Annotated in this window: 26 protein-coding genes; 3 read left to right on the top strand and 23 right to left on the bottom strand. The window is 41.4% G+C overall.

Features of this window, described 5'->3' with window-relative positions:
* Positions 1–106 precede the first annotated feature (106 nt).
* The 5 genes from NKF87_RS14475 to NKF87_RS02615 form a co-directional block, all read right to left on the bottom strand.
* Positions 107–181 (bottom strand): putative holin-like toxin, encoded by a 75-nt coding sequence (locus tag NKF87_RS14475; RefSeq protein WP_226850502.1) that lies wholly within the window; start codon positions 179–181, stop codon positions 107–109.
* A 525-nt stretch (positions 182–706) separates the two neighbouring features.
* The gene (locus NKF87_RS02630) at positions 707–1,912 is read right to left on the bottom strand and encodes a tyrosine-type recombinase/integrase (protein WP_253583920.1); all 1,206 of its coding nucleotides are present in this window, start codon (positions 1,910–1,912) and stop codon (positions 707–709) included.
* A 67-nt stretch (positions 1,913–1,979) separates the two neighbouring features.
* Positions 1,980–2,213: a helix-turn-helix domain-containing protein gene (locus NKF87_RS02625; protein WP_021865324.1), complete on the bottom strand. Its 234-nt coding sequence runs from the start codon at positions 2,211–2,213 to the stop codon at positions 1,980–1,982.
* The gene (locus NKF87_RS02620; RefSeq protein WP_226853028.1) at positions 2,158–3,276 is read right to left on the bottom strand and encodes a replication initiation factor domain-containing protein; all 1,119 of its coding nucleotides are present in this window, start codon (positions 3,274–3,276) and stop codon (positions 2,158–2,160) included. The genes NKF87_RS02625 and NKF87_RS02620 overlap by 56 nt, the downstream gene beginning before the upstream one ends.
* Before the next feature lie 132 nt (positions 3,277–3,408).
* Positions 3,409–3,741, bottom strand: a complete 333-nt coding sequence (locus tag NKF87_RS02615) for a hypothetical protein (RefSeq protein WP_009244196.1) — start codon at positions 3,739–3,741, stop codon at positions 3,409–3,411.
* Positions 3,742–4,024: 283 nt separating this feature from the next.
* On the opposite strand from NKF87_RS02615, the gene NKF87_RS02610 reads away from it, so the two are divergent.
* The gene (locus NKF87_RS02610) at positions 4,025–4,864 is read left to right on the top strand and encodes a helix-turn-helix domain-containing protein (protein WP_117537929.1); all 840 of its coding nucleotides are present in this window, start codon (positions 4,025–4,027) and stop codon (positions 4,862–4,864) included.
* A gap of 170 nt (positions 4,865–5,034) precedes the next feature.
* On the opposite strand, the gene NKF87_RS02605 is transcribed toward NKF87_RS02610, so the two are convergent.
* The gene (locus tag NKF87_RS02605) at positions 5,035–5,403 is read right to left on the bottom strand and encodes a hypothetical protein (RefSeq protein WP_004844112.1); all 369 of its coding nucleotides are present in this window, start codon (positions 5,401–5,403) and stop codon (positions 5,035–5,037) included.
* Positions 5,396–6,037, bottom strand: coding sequence for a hypothetical protein (locus NKF87_RS02600; RefSeq protein ID WP_242995281.1), 642 nt, complete (start codon positions 6,035–6,037; stop codon positions 5,396–5,398). The genes NKF87_RS02605 and NKF87_RS02600 overlap by 8 nt, the downstream gene beginning before the upstream one ends.
* A gap of 469 nt (positions 6,038–6,506) precedes the next feature.
* Here NKF87_RS02600 and NKF87_RS02595 point away from each other — a divergent pair, with 469 nt between their 5' ends.
* On the top strand, positions 6,507–7,178 hold the full coding sequence (locus NKF87_RS02595; protein ID WP_117597952.1) for a hypothetical protein: 672 nt from the start codon (positions 6,507–6,509) through the stop codon (positions 7,176–7,178).
* Here NKF87_RS02595 and NKF87_RS02590 read toward each other — a convergent pair.
* From NKF87_RS02590 to NKF87_RS02530, 13 genes are all read right to left on the bottom strand, one after another.
* On the bottom strand, positions 7,173–7,871 hold the full coding sequence (locus tag NKF87_RS02590; protein ID WP_117597951.1) for a P-II family nitrogen regulator: 699 nt from the start codon (positions 7,869–7,871) through the stop codon (positions 7,173–7,175). The two genes, NKF87_RS02595 and NKF87_RS02590, sit on opposite strands and share 6 nt — an antisense overlap.
* 10 nt (positions 7,872–7,881) lie before the next feature.
* Positions 7,882–9,426: a DUF1538 domain-containing protein gene (locus NKF87_RS02585; RefSeq protein WP_253583918.1), complete on the bottom strand. Its 1,545-nt coding sequence runs from the start codon at positions 9,424–9,426 to the stop codon at positions 7,882–7,884.
* Between the two features lie 124 nt (positions 9,427–9,550).
* Positions 9,551–11,209, bottom strand: coding sequence for an acyl-CoA dehydratase activase (locus NKF87_RS02580; protein ID WP_117597949.1), 1,659 nt, complete (start codon positions 11,207–11,209; stop codon positions 9,551–9,553).
* Positions 11,202–12,506, bottom strand: a complete 1,305-nt coding sequence (locus NKF87_RS02575; protein ID WP_117597948.1) for a 2-hydroxyacyl-CoA dehydratase subunit D — start codon at positions 12,504–12,506, stop codon at positions 11,202–11,204. The genes NKF87_RS02580 and NKF87_RS02575 overlap by 8 nt, the downstream gene beginning before the upstream one ends.
* 156 nt (positions 12,507–12,662) lie before the next feature.
* Positions 12,663–15,194 carry a YfhO family protein gene (locus NKF87_RS02570; RefSeq protein ID WP_117597947.1) on the bottom strand — a complete coding sequence of 844 codons (2,532 nt, stop codon included), beginning with the start codon at positions 15,192–15,194 and terminating at the stop codon, positions 12,663–12,665.
* Positions 15,181–16,179: a glycosyltransferase family 2 protein gene (locus NKF87_RS02565; protein ID WP_117597946.1), complete on the bottom strand. Its 999-nt coding sequence runs from the start codon at positions 16,177–16,179 to the stop codon at positions 15,181–15,183. The genes NKF87_RS02570 and NKF87_RS02565 overlap by 14 nt, the downstream gene beginning before the upstream one ends.
* 103 nt (positions 16,180–16,282) lie before the next feature.
* Positions 16,283–17,593, bottom strand: a complete 1,311-nt coding sequence (locus NKF87_RS02560) for a sensor histidine kinase (RefSeq protein ID WP_117597990.1) — start codon at positions 17,591–17,593, stop codon at positions 16,283–16,285.
* A 16-nt stretch (positions 17,594–17,609) separates the two neighbouring features.
* Positions 17,610–18,284 (bottom strand): response regulator, encoded by a 675-nt coding sequence (locus tag NKF87_RS02555; RefSeq protein WP_117597945.1) that lies wholly within the window; start codon positions 18,282–18,284, stop codon positions 17,610–17,612.
* A 16-nt stretch (positions 18,285–18,300) separates the two neighbouring features.
* On the bottom strand, positions 18,301–18,954 hold the full coding sequence (phoU, locus tag NKF87_RS02550; RefSeq protein ID WP_117597944.1) for a phosphate signaling complex protein PhoU: 654 nt from the start codon (positions 18,952–18,954) through the stop codon (positions 18,301–18,303).
* Positions 18,955–18,957: 3 nt separating this feature from the next.
* Positions 18,958–19,707: a phosphate ABC transporter ATP-binding protein PstB gene (pstB, locus tag NKF87_RS02545; RefSeq protein ID WP_055284374.1), complete on the bottom strand. Its 750-nt coding sequence runs from the start codon at positions 19,705–19,707 to the stop codon at positions 18,958–18,960.
* A gap of 45 nt (positions 19,708–19,752) precedes the next feature.
* Positions 19,753–20,616, bottom strand: coding sequence for a phosphate ABC transporter permease PstA (gene pstA, locus NKF87_RS02540; protein ID WP_055284373.1), 864 nt, complete (start codon positions 20,614–20,616; stop codon positions 19,753–19,755).
* On the bottom strand, positions 20,609–21,484 hold the full coding sequence (gene pstC, locus NKF87_RS02535; RefSeq protein WP_055284372.1) for a phosphate ABC transporter permease subunit PstC: 876 nt from the start codon (positions 21,482–21,484) through the stop codon (positions 20,609–20,611). The genes pstA and pstC overlap by 8 nt, the downstream gene beginning before the upstream one ends.
* Position 21,485: 1 nt before the next feature.
* A complete protein-coding gene (locus NKF87_RS02530; RefSeq protein WP_055284371.1) occupies positions 21,486–22,397 on the bottom strand; it encodes a substrate-binding domain-containing protein in 912 nt (303 codons plus the stop codon).
* A 336-nt stretch (positions 22,398–22,733) separates the two neighbouring features.
* Here NKF87_RS02530 and NKF87_RS02525 point away from each other — a divergent pair, with 336 nt between their 5' ends.
* Positions 22,734–23,594: a class I SAM-dependent methyltransferase gene (locus tag NKF87_RS02525; RefSeq protein ID WP_117597989.1), complete on the top strand. Its 861-nt coding sequence runs from the start codon at positions 22,734–22,736 to the stop codon at positions 23,592–23,594.
* Positions 23,595–23,745: 151 nt separating this feature from the next.
* On the opposite strand, the gene NKF87_RS02520 is transcribed toward NKF87_RS02525, so the two are convergent.
* From NKF87_RS02520 to NKF87_RS02510, 3 genes are read right to left on the bottom strand one after another with little or no spacing between them, the layout of a single operon-like run.
* Complete coding sequence (locus tag NKF87_RS02520; protein ID WP_117597943.1) at positions 23,746–23,937, bottom strand: hypothetical protein; 192 nt, start codon at positions 23,935–23,937, stop codon at positions 23,746–23,748.
* Between the two features lie 26 nt (positions 23,938–23,963).
* The gene (locus NKF87_RS02515) at positions 23,964–25,328 is read right to left on the bottom strand and encodes an MFS transporter (protein WP_117597942.1); all 1,365 of its coding nucleotides are present in this window, start codon (positions 25,326–25,328) and stop codon (positions 23,964–23,966) included.
* 55 nt (positions 25,329–25,383) lie between these two features.
* The gene (locus NKF87_RS02510) at positions 25,384–26,409 is read right to left on the bottom strand and encodes a zinc-dependent alcohol dehydrogenase (protein WP_055303105.1); all 1,026 of its coding nucleotides are present in this window, start codon (positions 26,407–26,409) and stop codon (positions 25,384–25,386) included.
* Between the last annotated feature and the right edge of the window lie 87 nt (positions 26,410–26,496).

The following is a 26,496-nucleotide window of genomic DNA, read 5'->3' as shown; positions in this document are numbered from 1 at the left end:
TATCAGATATGCTATATTTAAGACACAAGAGGGAAACCGCAAGCGGCTACCCGAGTATAATTGTTAACTATTTATATAGTCGTCAACTATTCGCAGTAGTTGGCGGCTATCTTCGTTTTCCCTTGAAAATCTCATAACAAAGACTTACAAGGGCAACAATGAATATACAAAACTGAATCATGTCAGAATATGTAACCATCGCATCGCCCTCCTTTCTTTCGTCTGGAGGGTGTTTTTATCCCTCCAAAGTTGGAGGGTAGCCGCCTGCTTTTGGTTTCCCTGTCCGTATCATATCACAGCGTCATTAAATAATCAACTATATTAATTCTATTAGTATAGTTACATCTAGTCCTGTAGCGTTTTCAGATTATTTATATCCTCTTAAGTTCTTCTTAAGATTTTTCCGATTTCTTTAAGGAATTTAACATACTTTAGACATATTTGTTTTTTATAATAAACTCAGATAGTTGAGAGAGACAAAATCAACTATCTCCCCCTCATAAAGTAGCACACCGGGAATCCGGTGCAACACTTTACTCTCATTCCTTTAGATAACTATAAAACAACGAAGCCCGTTAGCCCTTGTGGTTAGCGGGTTTTCGCTGTTCTGTACTTGTTGCAAAATCCGCTTCGGTCAAATCTCGGTCAAATAATTTTCTAAAGAAATGTTGCACCTTTTCTATTCTCTTTCTTATTCTTGTTCTGATTATATGATTTCCTTATACAAATTCTGTAATTTATCCATTTCCGATTTTGCTTTATCATCTGTGACGTGCGTATACAAATCCAGTGTGATTGCTATGGAATAATGTCCGAGGAATCCTTGTACTACCTTTGCGTCAATCCCGGCTTCAAAACAACGCGTTGCAAAAGTATGACGAAATGCATGTGGATAAAAATGCGGAATCGGTATAAACACTGTCTTGTTTTTCTCTGCCTGCTTTTTTCGTTCCTTATTGATAGATTTTTCTATCCAGTCTAACGTCACTTGAAAGGTGTGTTCTGTAATCGGTTTTCCGTTCTTTCCAACAAACACAAGATTTTCAAATCCCTCTAATGGTTGCCATTCACTAGCTGACAACTGCATTTCTTTCAACTGAATCCACTGACGTTTTAAAGCCTTATACACACTGTCCTGCATGGGAATCGTCCGTATACTGTTCTTTGTCTTTGGTGTCTGGTACTTGAATACATACTTCTTTGTTTCCTTATCTTTGATATACACCAACGTTTTATTTACAGAAATTTCCCGTTTCCGAAAATCTACATCATCCCATGTAAGCCCAAGCAGTTCTCCGCCACGCATTCCCGTTCCGAGTGCTACCTGTATGAGATTCTCGTGTATTCTCTCCTTTGCGTGTTCCAATACTTCCCGTTGTTCTTTCACAGTCAGTACCCGTATCTGTTTTGTCTTTGTTTTGGGAACTTCCACTCCTGCACATGGGTTGAATGTAAGAATCCTGTTATGCACTGCATATTTGAACATAGCATTGAGAATATTATACACATCCCGTATAGTCTTTGTGCTGTAATCATCATCTGCCATATTCTGAAGCAGACGTTCCAAAATAATCGGATTAAAATCTGCCACACGTTGTTTTCCTATCTGCTTCTTTATGTAACGTCTGTAAAAATCATCATAACGTACTTGTGTACTCTCCTTGATAGTCCGCTTCTTATGGGTATTCAGCCAGATATCAAACCATGTATCCAGAGTGATATTATCGCCCTTTCCTTTCAACCCATGCTTGACTTCATAGCGTAAATCTTCCATTTCTTGAACTAACTTTTTTAAGTCCGCATTATCTTTTGTATACGTTTCTCCTTTGTAATAAAACCGCCCTCTGTAAATTCCGCTTTTTCTCTGCATAATTCCCGGCGGTAATGGATTTCCTTTTAAGTCCTTGCCCAATCTGCACGCTCCTTTCCGTGCAAGGACTATCAGAACTGGTCTGACAGTATTATATGCTTATTTGTGTTTATACTGCAATTACTTCATATTTATTTTTCAGATTATGCCCTTCGTTTTTCTTCAAAAACTGGTCTAAAACCTCAGAGCGTATAAGAATCTTATTTCCAATCCTTATGACCGGAATCTTCTGCCATGTAATCAGCTTTCGCAGATTATTTCTTCCAATTCCCGTATACTCTGACGCTTCATTCACTGTAAGGGCTTTCTTTGTCTGTATCGTGTTCTGTGTATGTTCTGTCAAAGATTCTCCTTTCTTCTTCCCTCAAAAGGAAAGATTTTTTATAGTCCTCATATATGCGTTGTTGTTCTTCGTTCATCTGCCCCCGTTCTATTAGCTGGCGGATATAATCTCTGTTATCCAGTTTTCCGATTTTATCCATTAGCTTTAAAGAGGGCGAAACTGCTACGTTCAGCCACTGCCATGTTCGTTCCAGTGTCTTTTTCTCTGGATTCATGGTCAACTTTATCTTCCCTACATCCTGCATGAGTTCTTCCCACGGGGGATAAGTAGGATAAAGCCGTTTTCTTGTAACCGTGCTGTTTTCCGGCTTCTGTAAAAACCGCACTTTCTCGTTTAATACAGACAACGCAATCCGTGCCACATCCCTGTCTTTCAGAAGTTCTTCTACTAATCTGACCGCTTTTTTGTGCCGGAATCGAAGTTCATATCTGTTCCAGTCCGGGTTGAGTTCTTTTCCGAACTTTTCTGCCTGTTCATATCCCTTTTCATAGAATGTAATCCGAAAATCACTGTGTTTACTGCCGAGATATAGTGTTTTTCCCTGCGCTTCTATTTCATCCTCTTTCAGTCTATCAGAACGATTCTCTGCTGTATCACGCAACTGACTAGATATCAGCCCCTCGTTTTTCAGACGAATCAATTCCGGGATAGACAGATAAGGCTTTGTATCGTCGATTGCCAAGTCTATCCTCGGAAAATTCACCGGGTATCTGCAAACTCTTTCCAGAAAATCAAACCATGTTTCCTTATTCATCATAAGGAAATTTTCATAATTCCTGCACCCCGAACCACTCATAAGAATCTGAAATCCCTCATACTGTGCATTTCCTGTCGGTTTCAGAATCTTGATATTGTCAAATCTTGCTATCAGTTCGTGTCCAGCAATTCCTTTTTCCTTACCATGCAGTTCCATAAAACTCAGTGGAATCCGCAAGATATCTTCTATGATTATGAACACGTCTACACCTTTGACAGTAATCTGACACCAGTCAATCAGTGCTGTCAAATCTTCTTTCTGACGAGTTACCCCCCTGTTAGTATAGGGGGGTTCTGAAATTTTCATTACCTCTGTTATCATCATCCCTGCCTTTCGTAGTATGCCGTGGCTTTCGCCACGTTCCCGGAACTTCCTCTACTCCCTTTGCTCCTTTCACGCTGTACGGAGCAGTCCGCAGAGAATTTCCGGGAACAGTCTCTACACGTTTCCTTTTCCGGTAACAACACGGATACCCTTGCAGGAGATTCTGTCCACCAATACTGGGAAGTTTCCTCTCTGCACATAAGGGGCATATACCGCTTCTTCTAGTTCTACCACTGTGTAAGGCTCTACCTTTGGAAGTTCTGTTGCTTCCAGACGGATATCTACGCTGTTTCCAAGTTTCATGCTTCCGAGGTGAAGTTTCAATGCTTCCACTTCCTCGGTTTTCTTCCGGGTTTCCTTATCATACTTATAGCAGTAGTCTGCTCCCATGTAACGGAGTTCCCCGAACGCTTCTCTGACCTGTTCTTTTGTCAATGTAATCTGCATGCTACATTTCTCCTTTTTTGAAATCATGGTGAATGAGTGTCTGGTAAGTGTGACAAGTCCTTTTCATATCCACGTCTATATTTATTTCATTACTTTTCTCCTTACCTCTTAACCTCATCATAGACCTGTTTTTTCTTCTTGTCAACAATTATTTTACTTTTTCCCTTACTTTTTATTTTTGTATTTCAAACGCTTAACTATATCTTTTTATAACTTATTATAATTTTACCCTTACATTTATCCTTATCTTGTGTTATGATGAAAACAGAAACGAGGTGTGCATATGTTTGTGAATAAAGAAGCAGTAGGAAAACGAATTTTACAGATACGCAAGAAATACGGTTACAGTATGCAGAAGTTTGGGGAAATCATAGATAATGCCCCGAAAGGCTCTGTAAACAGTTGGGAAAAGGGTGTGAATCTTCCCAATGAGAAACGCTTGAAGCAGATTGCCACGTTGGGCAATATGACGCTGAATGAACTTCTGTATGGTTCATTTAAAGAATATGTAGATATGCTTATCACAGAAAAACTGGGGATTGAACTGCCGGAAGAATTTACCAGAACTTTCTATTCTCTTTTAGAGCAGAACGGATTTACCTACGGGGATGATATCGAAATTGTCCGGCTTGTAAACGGCTTTCTGACTTATCATAACCTTACAACAAAAGAAACCGCCATTTTCTATCAGCCAACTGCATACTCCGGCGATTATTTTGACGGTATCATACAAAAAGCGGATTCTTCCGTTCTGGTCTGCCGGGCATATGCAGATAAGGCAAACAACACCTTACATATCATTCCGGCTTTTGAGAATGGACAGACTGAGGAAGTAGCAGACTTCTTTCATGCACTGAAAAGCATAACCGCTCCACACAACAACAATTATTTCACTTCCGGCTTTCTGACACTCGGACTGGCATTGAGAGATTCCAAAGTAATTATCTATGGAATTGATGAAAAACAGGGAACAGCACAGGTAATCCCTTACGAATATGATTGCGAATCAGACGCTTATATCCAGAATGAACATCTGGCATATACCAGACAGGATAGCTTTTTCCGAGAAGCCACGAAAGAAGCGGTCTATCGGAAAATGCAATCCGACAGAAGTAACCCATAAGATAAACAAGAGGACTTGCAAGGTTTGTGACCTTTCAAGTCCTCTTATGTATCATGATGGTATTGGCTGTGTCCGTTCCGTAAAGGACTGCCCTACGGCGTCTCGGCTTCGCCTTGTTCCTTTACCTCACTAATAATAATGTTCTGATAGCAGAACTCTTACTTATACTTTTATCTTACTATTCTTTCAATTTTTACCGTTTCACCATCAATATTATACTTAAAAAAATAAAATTTAATAACATTTCCTTCTGATACTTGTTCTAGATCACCTTTACACTTAGTACAATCTAAACTAACTTTTGTCGTATCAAAAAATAGACTACTTTCTTCCTTCTCATTTAGTTCTATTAAAAGTGTATCAAAAGTTTTCTCTACAACAACCCCACTCAAATGAAACCAATGAGAATTATCATCTCCACTAGAACGCAACTCCATATTTTGACGATTCTCCTTAAAAACATTTCCTTTTACGCCAAGCACAATTAATACTATTGCAAGCAAAAGTATGATTAACAAAATCAATCGTTTCTTATCCATTAAATGTAGCCCCCGATATGTCTGTCCAACTATCAAAATCAAAATTCAAATAACGTACTGTATCCCCCCATCCATCAAATACCATCAATGTATGTACTGTATTTCCAGAATTATATGCTCGCAAAGTTGCATATCCCTCTGCTGCCATTGAATGCCCCGCACGTTCTCCAGTATCACTGCTAATTATACCACAATGGACAACTGCTATATCTCCTCTATCAATGCAATTAGTGAAAAAATTATAATTGGGACTATAGTCAGTATTTTGTGTTACAGAAACATTCTTTCCAGCACAAAAGTCCACAAATCCAGGTCCAATATTGCCAATAGTTGTTGAACCATATGTTATTCCTCCACTCTCCGATGAAACTGTCGTTCCTGTTGAATCCCAAATATCCATATAATCACCTGCAATATCTGTATAATCAACAGCATTATAATATGCACCACATGCTAATAATGCACTAACTGCACATGCATAATGTCCTGTTACACTTTCTATATACGGCTCATTAAAGGAAATAAATTCTTGAAGATGATTTGTTGAAACAAGCGTGTAGTTTTCATAAACTTCAGCAACATCTAACAAAACCTCATCCCAAGTAGCTGGGTCTTTTCCCCTACTCTCATTCAATGACAGTACTGTTTTTTCTAATGTTTACTTTAATAATATATCTTATTTCCTATTTTGTCTATATTTTTTTATGTTTATTTCAAATATTTCATTCTATTTTATTTTTATCAAACTATTTTCAAACAAATCCAAACAAAGAATCTCGGGGCAAATTTCGGTCAAATCAGGATAAATAAATATAACACTTTATATGTAAGTCAATTTTAAAAAAGCCTGTAATTCCGGGCTTTACAACACTTTGTAACACAATATAAACCAGTTCGATAATCCCTCATTCCTTTAGATAACTATAACGACAACAAACGCCACAGGCCGAAAGGTTTGTGGCGTTTGTCGTTTCTTTTTTCAGCAAAATTTAATGCTTGTTTAAAAGTTATATGCTATAATAAATTATCAACAAAACCCTTATATAGCTTATCATTTTCTCTCATTTCCCAAAAAGAATGTTTCAAAGAAAGCAGTGGTTACTATGAAAGGAAAATATCTTTTTACAAGTTTCATTATGATTTCACTTATCATGATAGTCTCAGCCTCTTGCGGCAGTTCCAAAACTGACAAAACCTCACAGGAAACACCGGTAAACTACACCGGTGAAAATATCAATCAGCTTCTGACCTATACCGTTCCAGATGGATACCATATCGATACAGAGAATTGTACAGATAAAAACGAAGCTTCATACACAATTATTTTATCCTCTGATGACTTAGATGAAGAAGTATTTACTCTTGAGATTATCTCTTATAAAAAGCAAGGTGTAGCAATCACTGACGATTGCGACATTGATATGGACTACCTGTTAAATGTTTCCAAGGATTCTGTGATTAAAAAGATAACCTTAAACGACACATTTACAGTAGATGGGCATACCTGCAATGAAGTTACAGAGTACTGGCCATATGATCCGGATGAAGAATTCATTTCTTCATCCCAGAATCCTGTATCATATCTTTTACATGCTCTCGGATTCAAAAAGGAGCAAAAAACGATTGCATTTGAACAGGCATATATTCAAAATGGTGATTATATTATCGGAGTAGGCGTCCGAAGTTTCAATGCAGTGCAAGATATTGAAAATGATGTATTAAAAAAAGATTTGTATAAAATACTGAATTCCATAAAATTTTCAGGCAACCTATAACAAATCATCCTGAATATCTTCCTCAAGCATCCGTATCCCCGCAACACTGGTCACCGGCAGCGAGAACACAATCGTACGTTCTTTGCTGTCGAGACCGGCCTGCTCCATGATTGCTTTCATGATCTGATTCTTCTCTCTGCTCTTCGTTACGATCAGAATGACTTCTTTTTCTTCCACCAGTGACACCCCGAGATATTTCTTTGCAAGCTCCATCCCAGTTCCTTTTGCATGGATCACAGTCCCTCCGCCGGCTTTTGCTGCTCTTGCCGCATCCATGACTGTATCGATATATCCCTGATTCGCGATTGCTACCAGAAGTTCATAGTCTGTATCTTTCATCGCTGTCTCCTCCTCTTTTTCAAATTCCTGTTCATTTACAAGAAACTGCAGTGTCTTTCTTCCGCCCACGCTGCTAAGCGGCACAATGAACGATACCCCTGTCCCCGGTACATCGATCAGCATCTTCGTGATCAGTCCCCGGCGCAGCTTTTTCCACGTCTCTCCTGTAACGATTGCAAGAAATAACAACTTTTCCGATTCTTCCAGGCCGAAATAATCCAGCACTTCACTCTGTGCCGTCCCCCTTCCGATCGTTTCCAGAAATACAGGAAGTCCGTACTCTTTAAAAAATGTTCGGAAATCTTTTCGTTTGTTTCTGTTCGTGATGGTCACCATCATATATACCTTACTCATAAATTCTCCCTTACAGCTCTATAATATCCGCATCCCCATATGCCTCCAGCGGTAATACCTTAACAGGCTGCGCGAGCATCTCTTCTTTATCCTTCTTACGCTCCTGATACTGATACACCACGCCCAGGATCTGTATCGTGATAAGCGGTGTCATTGCTACCATTGCCACGACTCCGAATGCATCGGTTACTACATTTCCGCCAACGGCTTCACAGGCTCCCTGTGCAAACGGAAGTAAGAAAGTTGCCGTCATCGGTCCGGATGCAACACCGCCGGAGTCAAATGCGATTGCCGTAAATATCTTCGGCACGAATAACGTCAAAATTAGTGCCAGTGCATACCCCGGTACCAGAAACCACAGGATCGAGATACCTGTCAGCACACGTATCATCGCCAATCCAAGGGAAAATGCAACGCCAAGCGACAGACTATATCCCATTGCTTTTCCCGGTATTGCTCCGGATGTCAGCTCTTCTACCTGCTCCATCAGCACATATACCGCCGGCTCTGCCTTTACGATAAAGTAACCGATCAACATACCGATTGGAATGATCACCCAGCGGTAAGGAAGCCCGGCGATCACCTGTCCCAAATAATTACCTACCGGCATAAATCCTACATTTACTCCTGTCAGGAATAATACCAGTCCAATGTATGTATACAGGATACCGACTAAAATCTTGATCAGCGTTTTCTTTTTCAGTTTCAGGGACACCACCTGAAAGAATGCGAAGAACAGAATGATCGGGAGCAGTGAGCCACCGATTTCTTTCATATAATGCGGGATTCCTGACTCGAATAATTTCCACAATGCTACAGATGTCTCTGCATCTGGTATCACAGTCTCGGAATAGCTGCCGCCCTGTGGATGATAGATAATCCCAAGAAGCAGTACCGCAAGCACCGGACCGATGGAGCACAATGATACCAGACCAAAGCTGTCCGTCTCCGCGTATTTATCACTACGCACCGCAGAGAATCCGATTCCCAGTGCCATGATAAACGGTACCGTCATCGGTCCGGTCGTCACGCCGCCCGAATCAAATGCAATCGCCAGAAAGTCCTTCGATACAAAAAATGTCAGGATAAACACTACCGGATAAAAGATCAACAGCATATAGGACAGCGGTTTGGAAAATAACATACGCAGTACAGCAGCCACCAGAAAGATTCCGACTCCTACGGCAACTGCCAGAATCAGCGTCATATTCGACATTGACGGTACCTGCCCTGCCAGCACCTGCAGATCCGGTTCCGATATCGTAATGATGAAGCCAAGTATGAAACACAATCCAATAATCACGGGAAGTTGCTTCGACTGTGCAATCCGAGTTCCGATCCGTTCTCCCATAGGCGTCATCGACATCTCCGCCCCCAGTGTGAAGAACATCATTCCCACCACCAGAAGGATCGCTCCAATAATAAAAGCCATCAGAATGCCCGGCGGCACCGGTGCGATCGTAAAGCTTAATATCAATACGATCGCGATGATCGGTACCACCGCTTCCAATGACTCTTTTAATTTCTCTGATAATTTTGTCCGATATAAATTCAATAAATATTCATGCCTTTCTGTGTTAATTATTCTACAATTTTCTGACTATTCAATATATTCTTTATATTATCACAGAATTCCAATCCTATCTATTTTTCTACTGTTAAGATCTTGCTAAGAACGCTTACTCTGTAACCATATCCTTAGCAAATAATGCAGCTCCCAGTGCTCCACAAAGCTGTGCCTTATCGCTGATCACCAGTGTCGTTCCAAGCTTCTCTTCCAGTGTCTTCACCAGTCCTTGGTTCTTTGACACTCCTCCGGTCATCATATAGCGTTCCTCGCCGCCGACACGTTTTGCCAGTGCTGCTGTCTTGGACGCAACAGCCTTATTCAGTCCATGTACGATATCATCGGTTGCCTTATTCTGTGCGATCAGTGATACCACTTCCGATTCCGCAAATACGGTACACATGCTGGAGATTGTAATATCTTCCTTATATGACAGACCTGCCTTTCCCATATCATCCAGGCTCATTTCCATCGTTCTTGCCATCATTTCCAGGAATCTTCCTGTTCCTGCAGCACATTTATCATTCATAACGAAATTGGCTACAGCCCCGTTCTCATCCAGGCGGATGACCTTGCTGTCCTGACCTCCGATATCTATAACAGTACGGACTTCCGGGTTCAGGAAATGTGCCCCTCTTGCATGACAGGTAATCTCTGTAATACTCTTATCTCCATCAGAAATGGCCGTTCTTCCGTATCCGGTTGTAACCATTGCATCGATGTCTTCTCTCTGAAGTCCCGCATCCTTCAGTGCTTCTTCCAGTGCACGCTCTGCTCCGATTGCTGCTCCCGCACCTGTCGGCAGGATGATACCTGTCACGATATTTTGGTCTTTATCAAGAATTACTACATCTGTACTTGTTGATCCGCTGTCTATTCCGGCAAAATATCCTTTTCCCATCTTCAGTTCCTTCCCTTCCAGTTGTTCCATATTCATGCTCTCTGCAAATGCTTCTAATCTTGTCAGAAGCTGCCCGCTGCTCTGCACCGTATAATCCGATTCGATCTTCAGAAGCGGCACGGTCACATTCTGCTTGATCTGTGCATATTCAAAACTGTAAAAATCGCAGAATTTCACAGTATGATAAATGATTCCTTTTAATCCGGGATCGTTATATAATCTCTTTCTTCCGCTGTAATCCATCATTCGCATACATGGAATTTGTCCGAGAAGTTCTTTCGCATACCATGCCATCAGCTCATCGAATTCCAGATCTTTTGGCGGCTCTGCCTCGCCCACCGAACGGTTATTGACACAGGTATCATTTTCCACCGGATATGGCATACTTTTCTGTACCATATCAAAAAGTTCATTTCCCATACGTGCACCCAGCACACTGATATGCGGCTTTACGATGCGTTCCGGCTTCTTGAATGCCTGCCGGAACTTCTCTTCATCAAATCTGGTACCTTTATATTCTCCATATGCTTTCGCAAGACCTTTTAACTGCACTGCTGTACGTTCCCTGCTGCATTCTGCATCACAGTGAAGTACATCAATCATATATAAGAAATCCAGTTTCCCGCTGTCTTCCAGAATATCATACACACTCCGAATCGTGTCACAGCAGTTGACCAACACCAGTTCCTTTACTTTTCCACTCATAACAGCTTCCAGAAGGGCCTTGCCGAATCCACAGATATTCGGATGCGCTATCTGATCCGCATGGTCAAAGCCCTGCGGCATCTCATTCAGGTTCTGACATTCCCCGCCGAACGCTTCTAAGAGTTCGATTGGGGTATATTTACAGACATAATATGTTTTATTCATCGTGCGATTCCTCCTGTCTGTCCGTATTTTCATCCGTTTCTGTATTCAGCATCTCTAAGAATGCCCCGAGTCTGGTAGATGTCTGCCCTTCTCCGCCATGACTTCTGTCGCATCCATCGCCGTCCAGGATCAGAAGCGGGATTCCCTGTTCTTCGAATTTGCGCTTGGCAAGCTGTGCTGCTCCAAGGGTATGCTTACATCCCCAGTGTCCGAACCAAACAGCACCGTCTGCTCCTGTCTCCTTTGCATGACGGATTCCTGCTTCGATTCTTCTGATCGCGCTTCCATTTAATGCATGATATACCATACGTCTCGCCATTGCCTCATAAGGCTTCTCCGGATCAAAATCCGGCTCACAGACGTGACTCAGTTCACAGCCGACAATCTGTGCTTTTTCCTGAAAGCATAGCTCGTTCTTCACCGCATCAGACCAGAATGGGATCGTATGCATCCAGTAGATTTTCTTTCCTTTTTTTGCAGGAGCATTCTTTACGTCTTTCAAAAGGCGATCCACATAATCCTCTTCTTCTTTTGTGCCAAGCAAAAGATTGTTGGTCATTCCCACATAAAGAGGCGTAACCAGATCTGCCGGAACATATTTATCTGCACTTTCTTTCTCATACTGTGCAAACTTCTCCAGTGTCCGTTTGCTTCTTCTCAGCCGTTCTGTTAATGCCTCGTCTGTAATCTTTTTACCCGTACATTTTTCTATAAACTCTTTCAGCTTCCGAAGCTGGTCTGCCACATACTGTACATTGTCCTCATTCTGCTGCATCGGGACATCAATTGCAAAGATTGGCACTTCATACATTTTCGCCAACTTTTTAAACGTCAGAAGGTTTGCATCACAGGTCAGGTTCGTGTACACAATGCACTTTGGTTTCGGAAGCACTTTCTTCTGTGCCGCCCCGATAAATGTCTTATGATAACTGCAAAGTGTCTCAGAAATTCCTGTATTTTCTGCCTGCTGTAAAAATGCTCTTTCTGCCTTTGATGCAGAAAGATAACAGGAAAATCCTTCCACATTATACGGATGGATTCCTGCCTCCTGCAACAGTTCGCAAGGAGTAAAGATGCTGACTATTGCACTTTCCTGTGGTTTTTCCAAAGGCATAAGCATCGTATCCATCATAAGTCTTGCCAGATACCGGTCTGCCGGCATCAGTCTTTTGTCCGGGGCAAACCGGAACTTCAGATTCTGTGCCTTCCATCCGGTCTTTAAAAGCCATCTGGCTCTGTCCGGATCCTCATTACTCCATTTTTCTATATAATTTCCATATGTTTCTATGATCTTCATGTTCTCATCCTCGTCTTACCCTGTTGTCTGTTTCCATTTTTCTTCCTTATTCAAGTAAAAAAAACATTTAACATCATACTCTTCTTTTTTATAAAATGCAAATATACAGCAGCAATTTTCCGCAAATCTGCTGCTGTATATAGATATCAACGTATACTACCTTGTATTTTTTTGTTTTCTTTTTTCCCGTACAAGAACTAACAAGAATCCGGCTATTCCGATCAAAGACAGGATTTTTCCTGTTGTTGTACCCGGTGCATGATAGATGATCTTCAATTCATGGTTACCACTTTCAATCTTACACCCCAGAAATGCCGTATTTACTTTTTGTATCTCTGTTTCTTTTCCATCAATATAAATCTTAAAATGTTTATCATAAGGGATGGACGTAATAAACCATCCATCTTTCTTTACACGAATTGTCCCCTGGATCACGTTATCTTCTGTCTGCTTTTTGTCCACCTGGATTTCTGACTGATACAACAATTCTGACCGTTCCGGCAGACTGCCGAGATATGCCTGTACATGCCTTAATCGATATTTTCCTTTGCCAAATGTCACAGAAATATTATCTTCTCCATCCTTTAACGGCACTGCATAGGTAAATATCTTATTTTCATTATAATATACATGATCTTTCGCGCTTAGTTTGTTACGGATTCCGTTGATCCAGACTGCCACGTCCTTATTCGGATGTGCGTTGTCCACCCGGAATCTTAAAAAAAGAATCTGTTTCTGCCCCTCTTGCTGCATCGTTTTCTGCTCCGCTCCACCTGTAGTTCTATTATTAGCCATTTTCAGACTAACCGGCTCATAGGCTGTCATTATGTTCTGATCTGAAGATTCCGTATGTTCTCCAACAACCGCATATTCCAGAAATGCCGTCTGATTATATGGAAATGTAAGTTTCTTATATTCCTCTTCCGTCATCACACGATCTGTTGCATACATGACCGGTGCTGCATCTTTATTCTGATATATACCGGTTGTGCCGCATTTCTTAACCAGAGTATATCCTGGCACATCCGAATCTGATACGATATACCGCACTCCCATCATCCGTTGAAATACCGGATTTTTCGAAACAGACTGCATCATCCCATTGCGGAACGGTTCTTCCAGTCCGAATGTCTTCTGACGGAATGTCTGATAGTCCGGATTGTATGCAGATGAATAGATGGAAGTAATATTCTGATCCACATCCCAGATCCGGTTTAAATCTGCTGCATTTTCATCATCACTTCCCATCTGTTCTGTACGGTAATATCCATCATCATCTTTCAATGCTTCTTTTACGGCCTGTCTATTCTGTTCTTCCACAACATCCCGGTACAGTTTGCGGCTGACATACCTGTCCGGCTTCATCTGATAAAAAGTGTTCATCGTGACCGCCAGACATATCACCGACGGCAGAGCCAGCATCAGAATCTCTTTCGTCTCTTTGTGGTATCTCTTCAGCGCACAATACAGCACGTAACAGATCAGAAACAGAATACTTTCTGCAAGCAAGACTTTCCATATACTTTCCCCTATGCCTTTTGAAACAAACTGATTTCTTGCCATATAAACGAATATCGTTGTGATGATATATGGAATCATTCCTGCAATAAAAGACAGTTCTCTTTTTCTGCACTTTTCCAGATAAATGGAAATCAGATAACAAAGCAATGGCAGAAACGGAATAAAGACTTTATCCCTGATATATAGTCCGCCATTCAATAAGTAAGCAAATACCGGAATCACAAGTACGATCACACATCCATATGTGAGTACCTTTTCATATACTTTCCGATACAACAATCCCGTGAGCAGAACTGTGATCACCAGTGTCGTAAGTCCGATTCCATAGATACTATAAGCAAATCGTTCTACTGTGATCTGCGGAATAAAAAAGGAAGCAAACGATGTGTTCTGCTCTTTACTTCTCCCACCCGTCAATGCGAGTGCCGTCGGTACCAGAAAGAAACCACTCATGAGTACTGCCAGAATCATCGAACGCACGAAACACAATCCGTCCCGCAAAAAGCTGCGAACTGTGACCCTGTTTTCTTCTCTTTGTTCAAAATAGCGGTGCAGTCCATAAAGAACCAATGACAGCATTCCGCCAATACTGAAATAAAAACTGGTCATGATCATCAGAAATACACTAACTGTAAAAAGACCACTTTTTTCTTGCTCAAAATACCGGTCTACACCTATGAGTGCCAGACATAAGAACGGCATATAATCCACAAACATGATCTGCCCGCTGTACTGACCGATCATCGGTCCTGCCAGCAGGAACATCAGTGACAGGATAAAAGCAGTGCCTGCATCCGTCTTTCTGCTTTTCAGCCAGTAATAAAACAGCAGTACCGAAGCAGTCAGACCTGTTATGCTGACCGCCATGATATAATCCGACATTTTCACAAACGGAAGCAGATATGACGGCAGAATCAACGGACTATATAGTCCGTAATAAGCAAAATGATAAATATTCTGGCCGCCGCCCAGATTCGCCGCAAATTCGGGAAATAACTTTCCGGTTGCATAAAACTGCTGCCGGAAATAATCCGGCAGCACACTATGCTGACTGAGCCAGTCTACCTTTGCTCCAAAGATTCCATATCTGCCCACAAATATCCGGCAAAAAAAGAGTGTTAAGCCTGTAAGCAGCAGGTAAGGAATGTATCTCTTAACCTTGTCCATAACTCTTCCTCCGCAGATTTTGTGATAATGGCATCATCATGATCCGCTGTTCTTCTTTACTGGAATCCTTTAACAGGTATACAGGCCGGTTCTTTACTTCCAGGTATGTCTTGGCAAGATACTGTCCCAGAATTCCGGTACACAGAAGCTGTACACCACCCACGCCAAACAAGATACAAACCATCGATGGCCATCCGGCCACCGGATCTCCCCAGATTAATGTACGGACTACGATCGCAACAATCATCAGGAATGATAATCCGCAGAACAAAACTCCCATATACGCTGCAATCGACAGCGGAACTACAGAAAATCCCGTGATTCCCTCCAACGAGTAAATGAATAATTTCTTTACATTCCATTTTGTTTCTCCGGCAGATCTTTCGATATTCTCATATTCCAGCCATTTGGTGCGGAATCCTACCCACCCGAAGATTCCTTTGGAAAAGCGGTTATATTCACTCATTTCCAGCACTGCATCTATCATCTTACGGTTCATCAGGCGGTAATCTCTGGCACCGCTTACAATCTCTGTCTTGGAAATCTTATTGATCACGTTGTAAAACTCTTTAGATAAGAATGAACGGATCTTTGGTTCACCCATTCTTGTTGAACGTCTGGTTGCCACGCTGTCATATGCTTCTTCTTTTAAAATTCTGTACATATCAGGCAGCAGCGACGGCGGATCCTGCAGATCTACATCCATGATTGCTGCATAATCACCGCTTGCGTTTTGAAGTCCCGCATAGATCGCAGCTTCTTTCCCAAAGTTTCTGGAAAAGGAAAGATACTGACATCTTCCGTCCTTTCTGTGTAAGTCTTTCATAATCTCATATGTTCTATCGGATGACCCGTCATCTACAAATAGCAGTTCAAAACTGGTATGTTTTTTCATGCTGTCCATGACTTTTTTCATTTCTGCATAATAAATTGGCAATGCTTCTTCTTCATTGAAGCACGGGATGATAATACTGATCTTGTCCATAACAATAAGCCTCCTCATCTTTTTCTTGATGCTATTGTAGGCTTCGTTTCTTAAAGACATACGCAAATAATTCTTAAGATTTCTTAAAAACTTCTGTTATTTTTTAAAATATAAGTTCTATCTTCGTACCTTCACCCAGTTTACTGTCCACATGGATCTTCGCCCCATGAAGCATTGCTCCATGCTTTACGATAGACAGTCCAAGACCTGTTCCACCTGTTTCTTTAGAATGGCTTTTGTCTACACGATAAAAACGTTCAAAGATACGGTCCGTCTCATTCTCCGGGATTCCGATTCCGGTATCCGTAACGCAGACCTTCTTTCCCTGCAGGGTATTGCCTACCCAGACGATTAATTTTCCGCCTTCTTTGTTATACTTGATCGCATTTTCACAGATATTGTAAATCATCTCATCCAGGATCTGACGGATACCCACATACTCTACCGGTTCTCCCGTCACCTCTACATGCACTTTCCGCTTCGCTGCCTGTGGTGAAAGTCTGGTCAGAATCTCCCTCGTCAGCTTATAGAGATCTACTTCTTCTTTTTCCAGCTGCACATTGCCCTCATCCAGTTTTGATAACTTGATGATATCTTCTACCAAAGTGATCAGACGTCTTGCTTCATTATAGATTCTTTCCGCAAAACCTTTCATATCTTCCGGCTTTACCAGTCCGCTTTTCATGATTTCTGCGTAACCTGAAATTGACGTAAGCGGTGTCTTCAGCTCGTGAGATACATTTGCCGAGAATTCTTTTCTCATATTGGCAACTGCATCTTTTTCTTTATTCTGCTTGTCGATACTCTGTAAAAGAGGTGTTAATTCTTCGTACACGTCATTCTCCAATGGATTCTCAAGATCCAGTCTGTTGATCGGGCGGATCAGTCTCGTTACCTGCCATTTTACAAGGATTCCTGCAAAAGCCAGCATGATCAGTGTGATCAACCCCATCGCCGGGAATACCTTCATTGCTGTCCGTAATGCAGTATCTACCGTCTTTGATACTCGCAGGATATCTCCATTTTCCAATTTCACTGCATAATAGAACATCTCTTTATTCAATGTATTCGATTCACGGATATCCTGACCACTTCCGTTTTTCAGCGCAGCTTTTACTTCCGGCCGGTTCTTGTGATTCTGAAGGGTTACATCATCTTCTTTTGAGTCATATTTCACCTTACCATCCGGATCGATCAGGGTAATTCTTGTGTCCGCATGCACGTTATCCATCGTCTTCAGATAAGACTCCCCGGAAGTGTCGAGTGCTACGTTAATATAGTCCGCTTCCTGTCTTACCTCTCCTTCCATGATATGGATCGTCTGGCGATATACAACCAGCGTGGTGATCGCATAAGCTATGAGCATCGTCAGGGTAATGACAAGAATCATGCTGCTTTGGATCTTTTTTCTCATACTTTGTTTCATATTATTACCTGCTCATACGGTATCCGACTCCGCGGACCGTCTCAATCTGTTCGCCTGCATCTCCAAGCTTCTGTCTTAAAGTTCTGACATGCACATCCACGGTTCTCGTCTCCCCATCGAAATCATATCCCCAGATATCTTCCAGAAGCTGGTCTCTGGTAAGGACAATATTCGAATTCTTCATCAGGCGTTTCAATAATTCATACTCTTTCAGTGTCAGGTTCACCACTTCTCCGTGAACGGTCACTTCATGCTTCTTCGGATCCAGCCGGATCTCTCCGATCTCAAATGCATCCTCTCCGGATATGCTTCCATTTGCGCTGCGTCTTAATACAGCCTTGATACGTGAGATCAACTCCATCATGCCAAATGGTTTTGTAACATAATCATCCGCACCGGCATCCAATCCTTTTACCTTATCGTATTCTGCTCCCTTGGCTGTAACCATGATGACCGGAATCTCTCTCGTTTTCTTAGATGCTTTTAACTTACTCAAAAGCTCCATTCCGTCTTCTCCCGGCAGCATAATATCAAGCAAAACAAGCTCTGGCGTCTCTAATGCCAGAGCTTCAAGGAATGAACTTCCATCTTCGAATCCGCGCGCCTGAAACCCTGTGCTCTCCAGGGTATACACCACCAGTTCCCGTATGTTACTGTCATCTTCTACACAAAAAATCATTCCTCTTTCTCCTTCTTTATACTACAGAAGCCTTGTGGATTCCTGTGATAGAGAATTCCACCCACTCTGCGATATTTGTTGCATGGTCTGCGATACGTTCCAGATATTTTGCAACCATGATCAGATCAATCGCCTCTCCCCCCTGCTCTCCTTTATTTTCCGCAATAAAGTCGATCAGTGTTGTCTTCACTTCTTCAAAAAGTTCATCCACGATATCATCATCTTTTATAACTTTTCTGGAAAGTTCAAGGTCTTTTTCCACATATGCATTGACGCTGTCACGCACCATCTTTCCGGCCGCTTCTGACATTTTGATGATCTTTGGAATGTCCTGTGCTTCCGACTTCTCCTCTGTAATGATGATCTCTGCAATATCCGAAGCCTGATCGCCGATACGTTCCATATCTGTGATCATTTTCAATGCCGCTGAAATCTGTCTCAAATCTCTTGCCACAGGCTGCTGCTGGAGAAGCAGTTTCAAACAAAGTCTTTCAATATCTGCCTCTGCCTGATCGATCTCTTCATCTGCCTCGATCACCTTCTGTGCCTGTTCCATACTTCCTTCTTTTAATGCTGTTGTTGCTTTTCCGATTGCAACTTCACATAATTCACCCATACGTGTAAGCTGCTCATTAAGTAACTCCAGCTGCTGATCAAACCGATTACGCATATCCTAGCCAAACCTCCCTGTGATATAATCTTCCGTTCTCTTATCTGCCGGAATCGAAAATAATTTTTCTGTTTCATTATATTCAATGACTTCTCCCAACAGGAAGAATGCCGTATTATCAGACACACGTACCGCCTGCTGCATATTATGTGTTACCATAACGATAGTATAATCTTTTTTCAATTCCATCGCAAGGTCTTCTATCTTAGATGTCGAGATAGGATCCAGTGCCGATGTCGGTTCATCCATAAGGAGCACTTCCGGCTGCACCGCCAGTGCTCTTGCAATACAAAGTCTCTGCTGCTGGCCGCCTGACATTCCAAGTGCGCTGGTCTTTAATCTGTCCTTGCATTCATTCCAGATTGCCGCATCTCTTAAAGATTTTTCTACCAGATCATCCAATTTTGCTTTTGAACGTATTCCATGGGTTCTTGGTCCATAAGCAATATTATCATAGATACTCATTGGAAACGGATTCGGTTTCTGGAACACCATTCCAACTCTCTTTCTTAATAAATTTACATCGATATCACGGAAAATATCCTTGCCATCCAGAAGAATCTCTCCGTCAATCTTACATCCCTCTACCAGATCATTCATACGGTTGATTGATTTTAATAATGTAGACTTTCCACATCCGGATGGACCGATGAATGCTGTGATCTTATTCGCTTCTATCTCAAGATTCACATTTTTCAGAGCATGGAAATCACCGTAATGAAGTTCCATGTTCTTGATACTTATTTTACTCATGTATGATTCCTTCCTGTTTTTTTCTGATTTATCTCTGTACAGCTGCTATGCTTTTGTAATCCGTTTGGCGATCATGCCCGACAGGGTATTGATCACAACTACCAGAACCAGCAGTACTACAGCCGTCGCATAAGCCTGATTCATATAAAGGCCTTCACTTGACAGATTATACATGTGCACTGCCAGGGTTCTTCCTGAACTCAATACATTCTTCGGCACCTTTGCAACAGTACCTGCTGTATAGATCAATGCTGCTGTCTCTCCGACGATTCGTCCGATCGCCAGGATCACACCTGCAAGGATTCCAGGTATTGCCGATGGAAGTACGATCCGAAATACTGTACGTAATTTTCCTGCTCCCAGTCCGAAACTTCCTTCTCTGTAAGAATCCGGTACGGATTTCAATGCTTCTTCTGTACTTCTCATGATCAGCGGTAATACCATGATCGCAAGAGTAAACGCTCCTGCCAGAATCGAAAATCCCCATTTACAGGTATTTACAAAGAACAGCATACCAAACAGTCCATATACGATAGATGGAATTCCCTGAAGCGTCTCTGTTGTAAGTCTGATTACTTCTACAAATTTATTCCCACGTTTTGCATATTCCACAAGGAAGATCGCTGCGAAGATCCCAAATGGAACTGCGATCAGAAGTGATAACAGGGTCATGATCACTGTGTTGATCAATGCCGGCATCAGCGAGGCATTTTCCGATGTATAATGAAGTGAGAAAATGGATGGTTTCAAATACGGAACACCATGCGCCAGCACATATACGATCAGAAATATAAGTACTGCAAATGTCATAATTGCAGAAAGCATGACAAGAAGCATTACGATCAGTGATCCAGGAGTTCTGGTATATGCTTTTAACTTATCTTTCCATGTTACTTCATTACTACTCATAATTCTTCCCCCTCTTCAAAAGTGCTACACAGAAGTTCAGAAGAAGGATAAATACGAAGAGAACTACGCCGGTTGCAATCAGCGCTTCTCTGTGAAGTCCGGATGCATATCCCATCTCAATTACGATATTTGCTGTCAGTGTTCTGACTCCTCTGAAGATTCCTTCCGGCATTCTCGGCTGATTACCAGCCACCATGATCACTGCCATCGTCTCTCCGATCGCACGCCCGATTCCAAGAACAATAGCTGCCACTACTCCGGATTTGGCTGCCGGTAAAACAACAGTAAAGATTGCTCTTTCATGTGTTCCGCCAAGTGCTACCGCACCTTCATAGTACTGTGTAGGAACTGCTCTAAGCGCAGATTCCGTAAGTCCGATGATCGTTGGTAAGATCATCATTCCCAGAAGAATGGATGCTGTGATCATACTGCTTCCGTTTCCACCCTGATGAAGTGTTCTTCCGATTTCTCTTACCCACGGTACGAGAACTACAAGACCGAAAAATCCATAGACAACGGATGGGATTCCTGCCAGAAGTTCTGTTGCCATCTTCAGTGGTTTATAGATTACTTTCGGACAGTAGAATGCCATGAATACTGCTGTCAGGATTCCAATCGGTACACCGATGATAATTGCGCCGGCCGTTACATACAGACTTCCAATGATCATCGGAAAGATTCCGTATATGTCATTCTTTGGTTTCCATAATTCACCGGTCAGGAATTCCCCGAATCCGATTTTACTCATTGCAGGAATTCCATTTGCAAACAAGAAAATACAAATGAGTGCAACCGCCAGTACTGAAGCACAGGCGGCAACTGCAAACACTCCCTGCATGAATTTCTCTGTCCATGCTTTTGATTTCATATTATTTCACTACCTCATCCCATGTGGTTGCATCACCAGTGTAAATTGTCTTTACCTGATCACTACTGAGTTCATCTGTTGTATTGTTTTTATTTACAATAACTGCAATACCGTCTGTAGCAATTACCTGGCTGTCCAGTTTATCTTTTTCTTCATCCTGTAATTCACGTGATGCCATTCCGATATCATAACTTCCATCGATTGCTGATGTCATACCTGTTGTAGAGTCTGTAGTCTGAAGCTCAATCTCTGCTCCTGTATTGACTTTCTTATATGCCTCGATCAATTTTTCCATAACCGGTGATACGGAAGAGGATCCGCCGACAACTGCTTTTCCGGATGGCTTGCTTCCCGCATAAGCTTCTGCTGAATCGTCTCCGATATATCCGTTGTCTGAAATTACCTGCTGTCCTTCTTTACTCATGATATAAGCAATGAAGTCTTTTACCACTTCGTTATCTGCACCTTTCTTTGTTGCAATGTTAAATGGTCTGCAAATTTTATATTTTCCATCTTTGATGTTCTGCTCTGTAGCTTCTTCTCCGTCAATCTTTAAAGCTTTTACTGTATCATTTAATGATCCGAGTGATACATAACCGATTGCATAATCATCTCCGGCTACTGTTGTAAGCATTACGGATGTGCTGTTTGTGATCTGTGCATCATCTGTTGTCATATCAACTTTTTCACCGTCTTTCTTTTCTTCAATCCCGAAAAGTTCGATGAACGCTCCTCTTGTTCCTGAGCCATCTTCTCTTGAAACAATTGTGATATCATTTGAAGAATCCCAGTCGCTTTCACTCTTGCTGCTCTTGTCATCTGAGGAAGCACTGTCGGAGCTTCCACATCCGACTGCAAGTCCTGCTGTCATTGTTGCTACTGATAAAATTGCAATAAACTTTTTCAACTTCATAATCATACTCTCCTTAGATTCTCATCTTTTTTCATTCTGATTTTTTTCCCTGTCGCTTTCGACAATAGTTATCTTAAGGGACCTATGTTAAATCCAAAATCCGTGGATTGTTAAATATATGTAAAGTGTATGCAGAAATTTTATAGAAATGTAAAATCACTTTTTTCACAGCCGGATTTTATGACTGTGCGCTTTCAAATTGAATTTCTTAATTTTTCATGCTATAATTCCTCTACAGGACTGTCTGAAAATGCTTTTTCTGATATGTTCTTATTACTTATTTACAAAAACAAACAGAAAATTTACATTATAAAAAAGAAAGAGGATTATAATTCTATGTGGATTGCAGATCAATGGAAAGATTATGAAGTAATAGATTGTAGTAAAGGTGAGAAATTAGAGCGCTGGGGACAGTACACTCTGATCCGTCCTGACCCGCAGGTTATCTGGGATACCCCGAAAACCGAGCGTGGATGGAAACATATGAACGGCCACTATCACCGCAGCAAGAAAGGCGGCGGGGAATGGGAATTCTTCAGTCTCCCGGAACAGTGGCAGATTCATTATAAAGAACTGACATTTAATCTGAAGCCTTTCAGCTTCAAGCACACTGGACTTTTCCCGGAACAGGCAACGAACTGGGACTGGTTCTCTGAGAAGATCAGAAATGCAGGAAGACCGATCAAAGTACTGAATCTCTTTGCTTACACAGGTGGAGCTACTCTCGCATCCGCTGCTGCCGGAGCAAGTGTTACACATGTAGATGCTTCTAAAGGAATGGTTGCATGGGCAAAGGAAAATGCAGCCTCTTCCGGATTATCTGACAGACCGATCCGCTGGCTGGTTGATGACTGTGTAAAATTCGTAGAGCGTGAGATCCGCCGTGGCAATCACTATGATGCCATCATTATGGATCCTCCGTCATACGGACGCGGACCTAAAGGAGAAATTTGGAAGATCGAAGATGCAATTCATCCGCTGATCAAACTGTGTACACAGATTTTGTCGGATGACCCGTTATTCTTCTTGGTCAATTCTTACACAACCGGACTTGCACCGGCTGTTTTGACCTATATGCTCGGAACGGAGCTTAAGAAATGGAACGGACATGTGGATTCACAGGAGATTGGACTTCCTGTTACACATTCCGGACTGGTGCTGCCTTGTGGAGCTTCCGGGAGATGGGAAGCGGTTTAATGCAATAGGAACTGAATTTCCTGGTCCCGAATAAAATATAGAAGCGCTTTCTGTGCCTAAAAGTTTCTAACCATGATCTCATATACACAGAAAGCGCTTCTATATTTTTATTCAGTTACGTTTTCGCATACTCTACTCATTAAACAACTTCTCATGAATGTTTTCTATATTCTTTATACCATTTTTCTGCTTCTTCAGTGGTCATATGCATTCCTTCAGCCAGTTGTTGAATTGTTTCATTTTTACCCAGATTAACAAGTTCTGCCAAATGTATAATTGCTCTAATACCTTCGATTCTTCCTTCTTCACGGCCACGTTCTATCCCCGGCTTCTGTAAAATCAATCATCAGTTCGCCTAACGCAACAATATCAACCTCTTTTTCCATTCTTCAGATCCTCCACAATTTCATTATACCGTTTTTTATTTAACCGGTAGAAAAATAATACAACAGCTGTTACAATCCACAGAATCCCCGGAATGGTTGTAAATGCATATTTCATAATACTGATAACCGTATCATTTTGTGCCTGATTTGCCACGTATCCATATTTTCCAAGTAATGCCGCAAGCATCGCTGTACCGATCGCCATTCCAATCTTATTTCCAAGAGAAACGAATGCATATTGAAATCCATCATTCCGAAGTCCGGTTTTCCATTCTCCGTATTCCACACAGTCCGGAATGATTGCATAGATTGCTGTATTAAATCCTGAAAAAAAGAACTGTGTAACACCTGCCAAAATATAGAATACAACTGCTGAATCTTTTACATTAAAGAAATACATTGCCAGCATTGAAATACCTGTTAAAAAGGCAAATATCGAAGCTGTCCTTCCTTTATTGTTAAGTTTTCGGAATACCGGTTGAAAACATGCGGCACCGATAATGGATGGAATAATAATGCACATAGAATAAGTAGTATAATAAGATGCATTTCCTTCTACATATGTAAAATAATATAAAATGTCAGCATTTCTTCCATATAATGTAAATCCAAATAAAACCTGTCCGATTAATGCAAGTATATACGGTCTGTTCTGCATCACGGCTTTTAACTGTACTTTAATTGATATTTTTTCCTTTTCCGGAATTGTCACCTGCTCCTTCGTCTTCGCAAAGCAGAAGAAATGGCATGCCGCAAATATACATCCATAGATAATTGCTACAAATAAATATCCGTTCTTCGCACTCTGGCTTCCCAGCTTTCCAAGCAAAGGTACTGTAATAATGTTGATAATCCCGATTGCAATCATAGCCGCAACCGAACGCGAAGTATTAATTTTTGCCCGTTCATCAATGTCCTGTGTCATCGCACCGCAAAGTGTTCCATACGGAATATTTACACATGTGTATCCCAGTACAAGCAGGCAATATGTAATAATCATATAGATAATCTTTGCCGTATCTGGCCAGTCCGGATGTGCCCAGAATGTCAACATTAAAAGCACTGCCGTAATGGGTGCTGCAACAAGCAGCCATGGACGGTAACGTCCCCATCTTGTTTTTGTCTTATCCGTCAACCCTCCGACAATCGGATCATTAATCGCATCCCAGAATCTTGAAAATAACATCAATGCTGAAACAGCCGCCATACTGATTCCAAACACATCTGTATAAAATATCATTAAAAAATTACTTACAAACATCCAACTGAAATTGCATCCGACATCACCAAATCCATATGCAATTTTACTGATCAATGGCACTTTTCCATTCTTACCCTCGTTTCCCATGGTTCCTCCTTATCAGAGTTTCTGACAAAACTTCTGTTCTCTCCTGATCTAATCTTTATTCCTGTACATTAATGATTACTTTCATCGTTGTTTCTCGGTTATCATCGATATACTGATAAGCTTTCAGATACTCCTGAAATGCAAATGTTTTTGAGATCAGTGGTCTTAAATGAACCTTTTCTTCATTTACAAGTCTGATTCCGTCAACATAGTCATCGTGCCGGTACATCATTGTGCTCTTGATATCCAGTTCGTGATCATTAGCCACTGCAAGATCAATCTCTGCCATTCCTGCAAACACTGCAACCAATACAATAATGCTTCCTTTTCTTGCATACTTGATTGCCTGTCCCATTGTGATGTTATTTCCTGCACAATCATAAATCACATCGGCTTTGTCTGGTCCGAATGTTTCCAACATTGCTTCACCGAAATCTTTTTCTTTTGTATTCACACAGACATCAATGCCACATTCTTTCGCCTTATCCAGACGGAGATCACTGACATCCGTGATCATAACTTTTGCTGCTCCCATTCCCTTTGCTACCTGTGCCACAAGATTACCAATCGGACCGGCACCAAGCACGGCAATGTTCATTCCTTTCACATCACCAACCTGCTTTACTCCGTGAACTGCAACAGCCAGTGGCTCGATCATTGCACCTTCTTCATATGACATTTCTTCCGGAATTGGTGTTACTTTCGATGCATCTACTGCAAAATATTCTGATGCTGTTCCGGTTGTCTGGAATCCCATAACTTTTAATTCTTCACACAAATTGTATTTTCCGTGTCTGCATGGATAACATTCTCCGCAATAAACCTGTGGCTCAATTGTTACTTTCTGACCTTCGTGAAATACTGTCACATCTTTCCCAAGTTTTACAACTTCACCGGATACTTCATGTCCCTGTGTTACCGGATATGAGGTAAATGGATGCTTACCGTGATATACATGAATATCAGAACCACAAATGCCGATATTCATAATCTTTACCAATACCTGATCATCTTTTACCTCCGGAACTGGTACCTCTCTGAAAATAATCTCTCCTGGTTTTGTCATTACCTGCTGTAACATATTGTTTTTCTCCTTCATTCTTTTATCTTATCTTTTATTAAATGTTTTATTAAAGTAATTACATTATTGTACAACCACTCTATTTTG

The sequence above is a fragment of the Dorea longicatena genome, from assembly GCF_024168045.1.
Taxonomy (GTDB): Bacteria; Bacillota; Clostridia; order Lachnospirales; family Lachnospiraceae; genus Dorea_A.
Note: the sequence above shows the minus strand (reverse complement) of the source record. Positions and strands in the feature narration are given on the sequence as shown.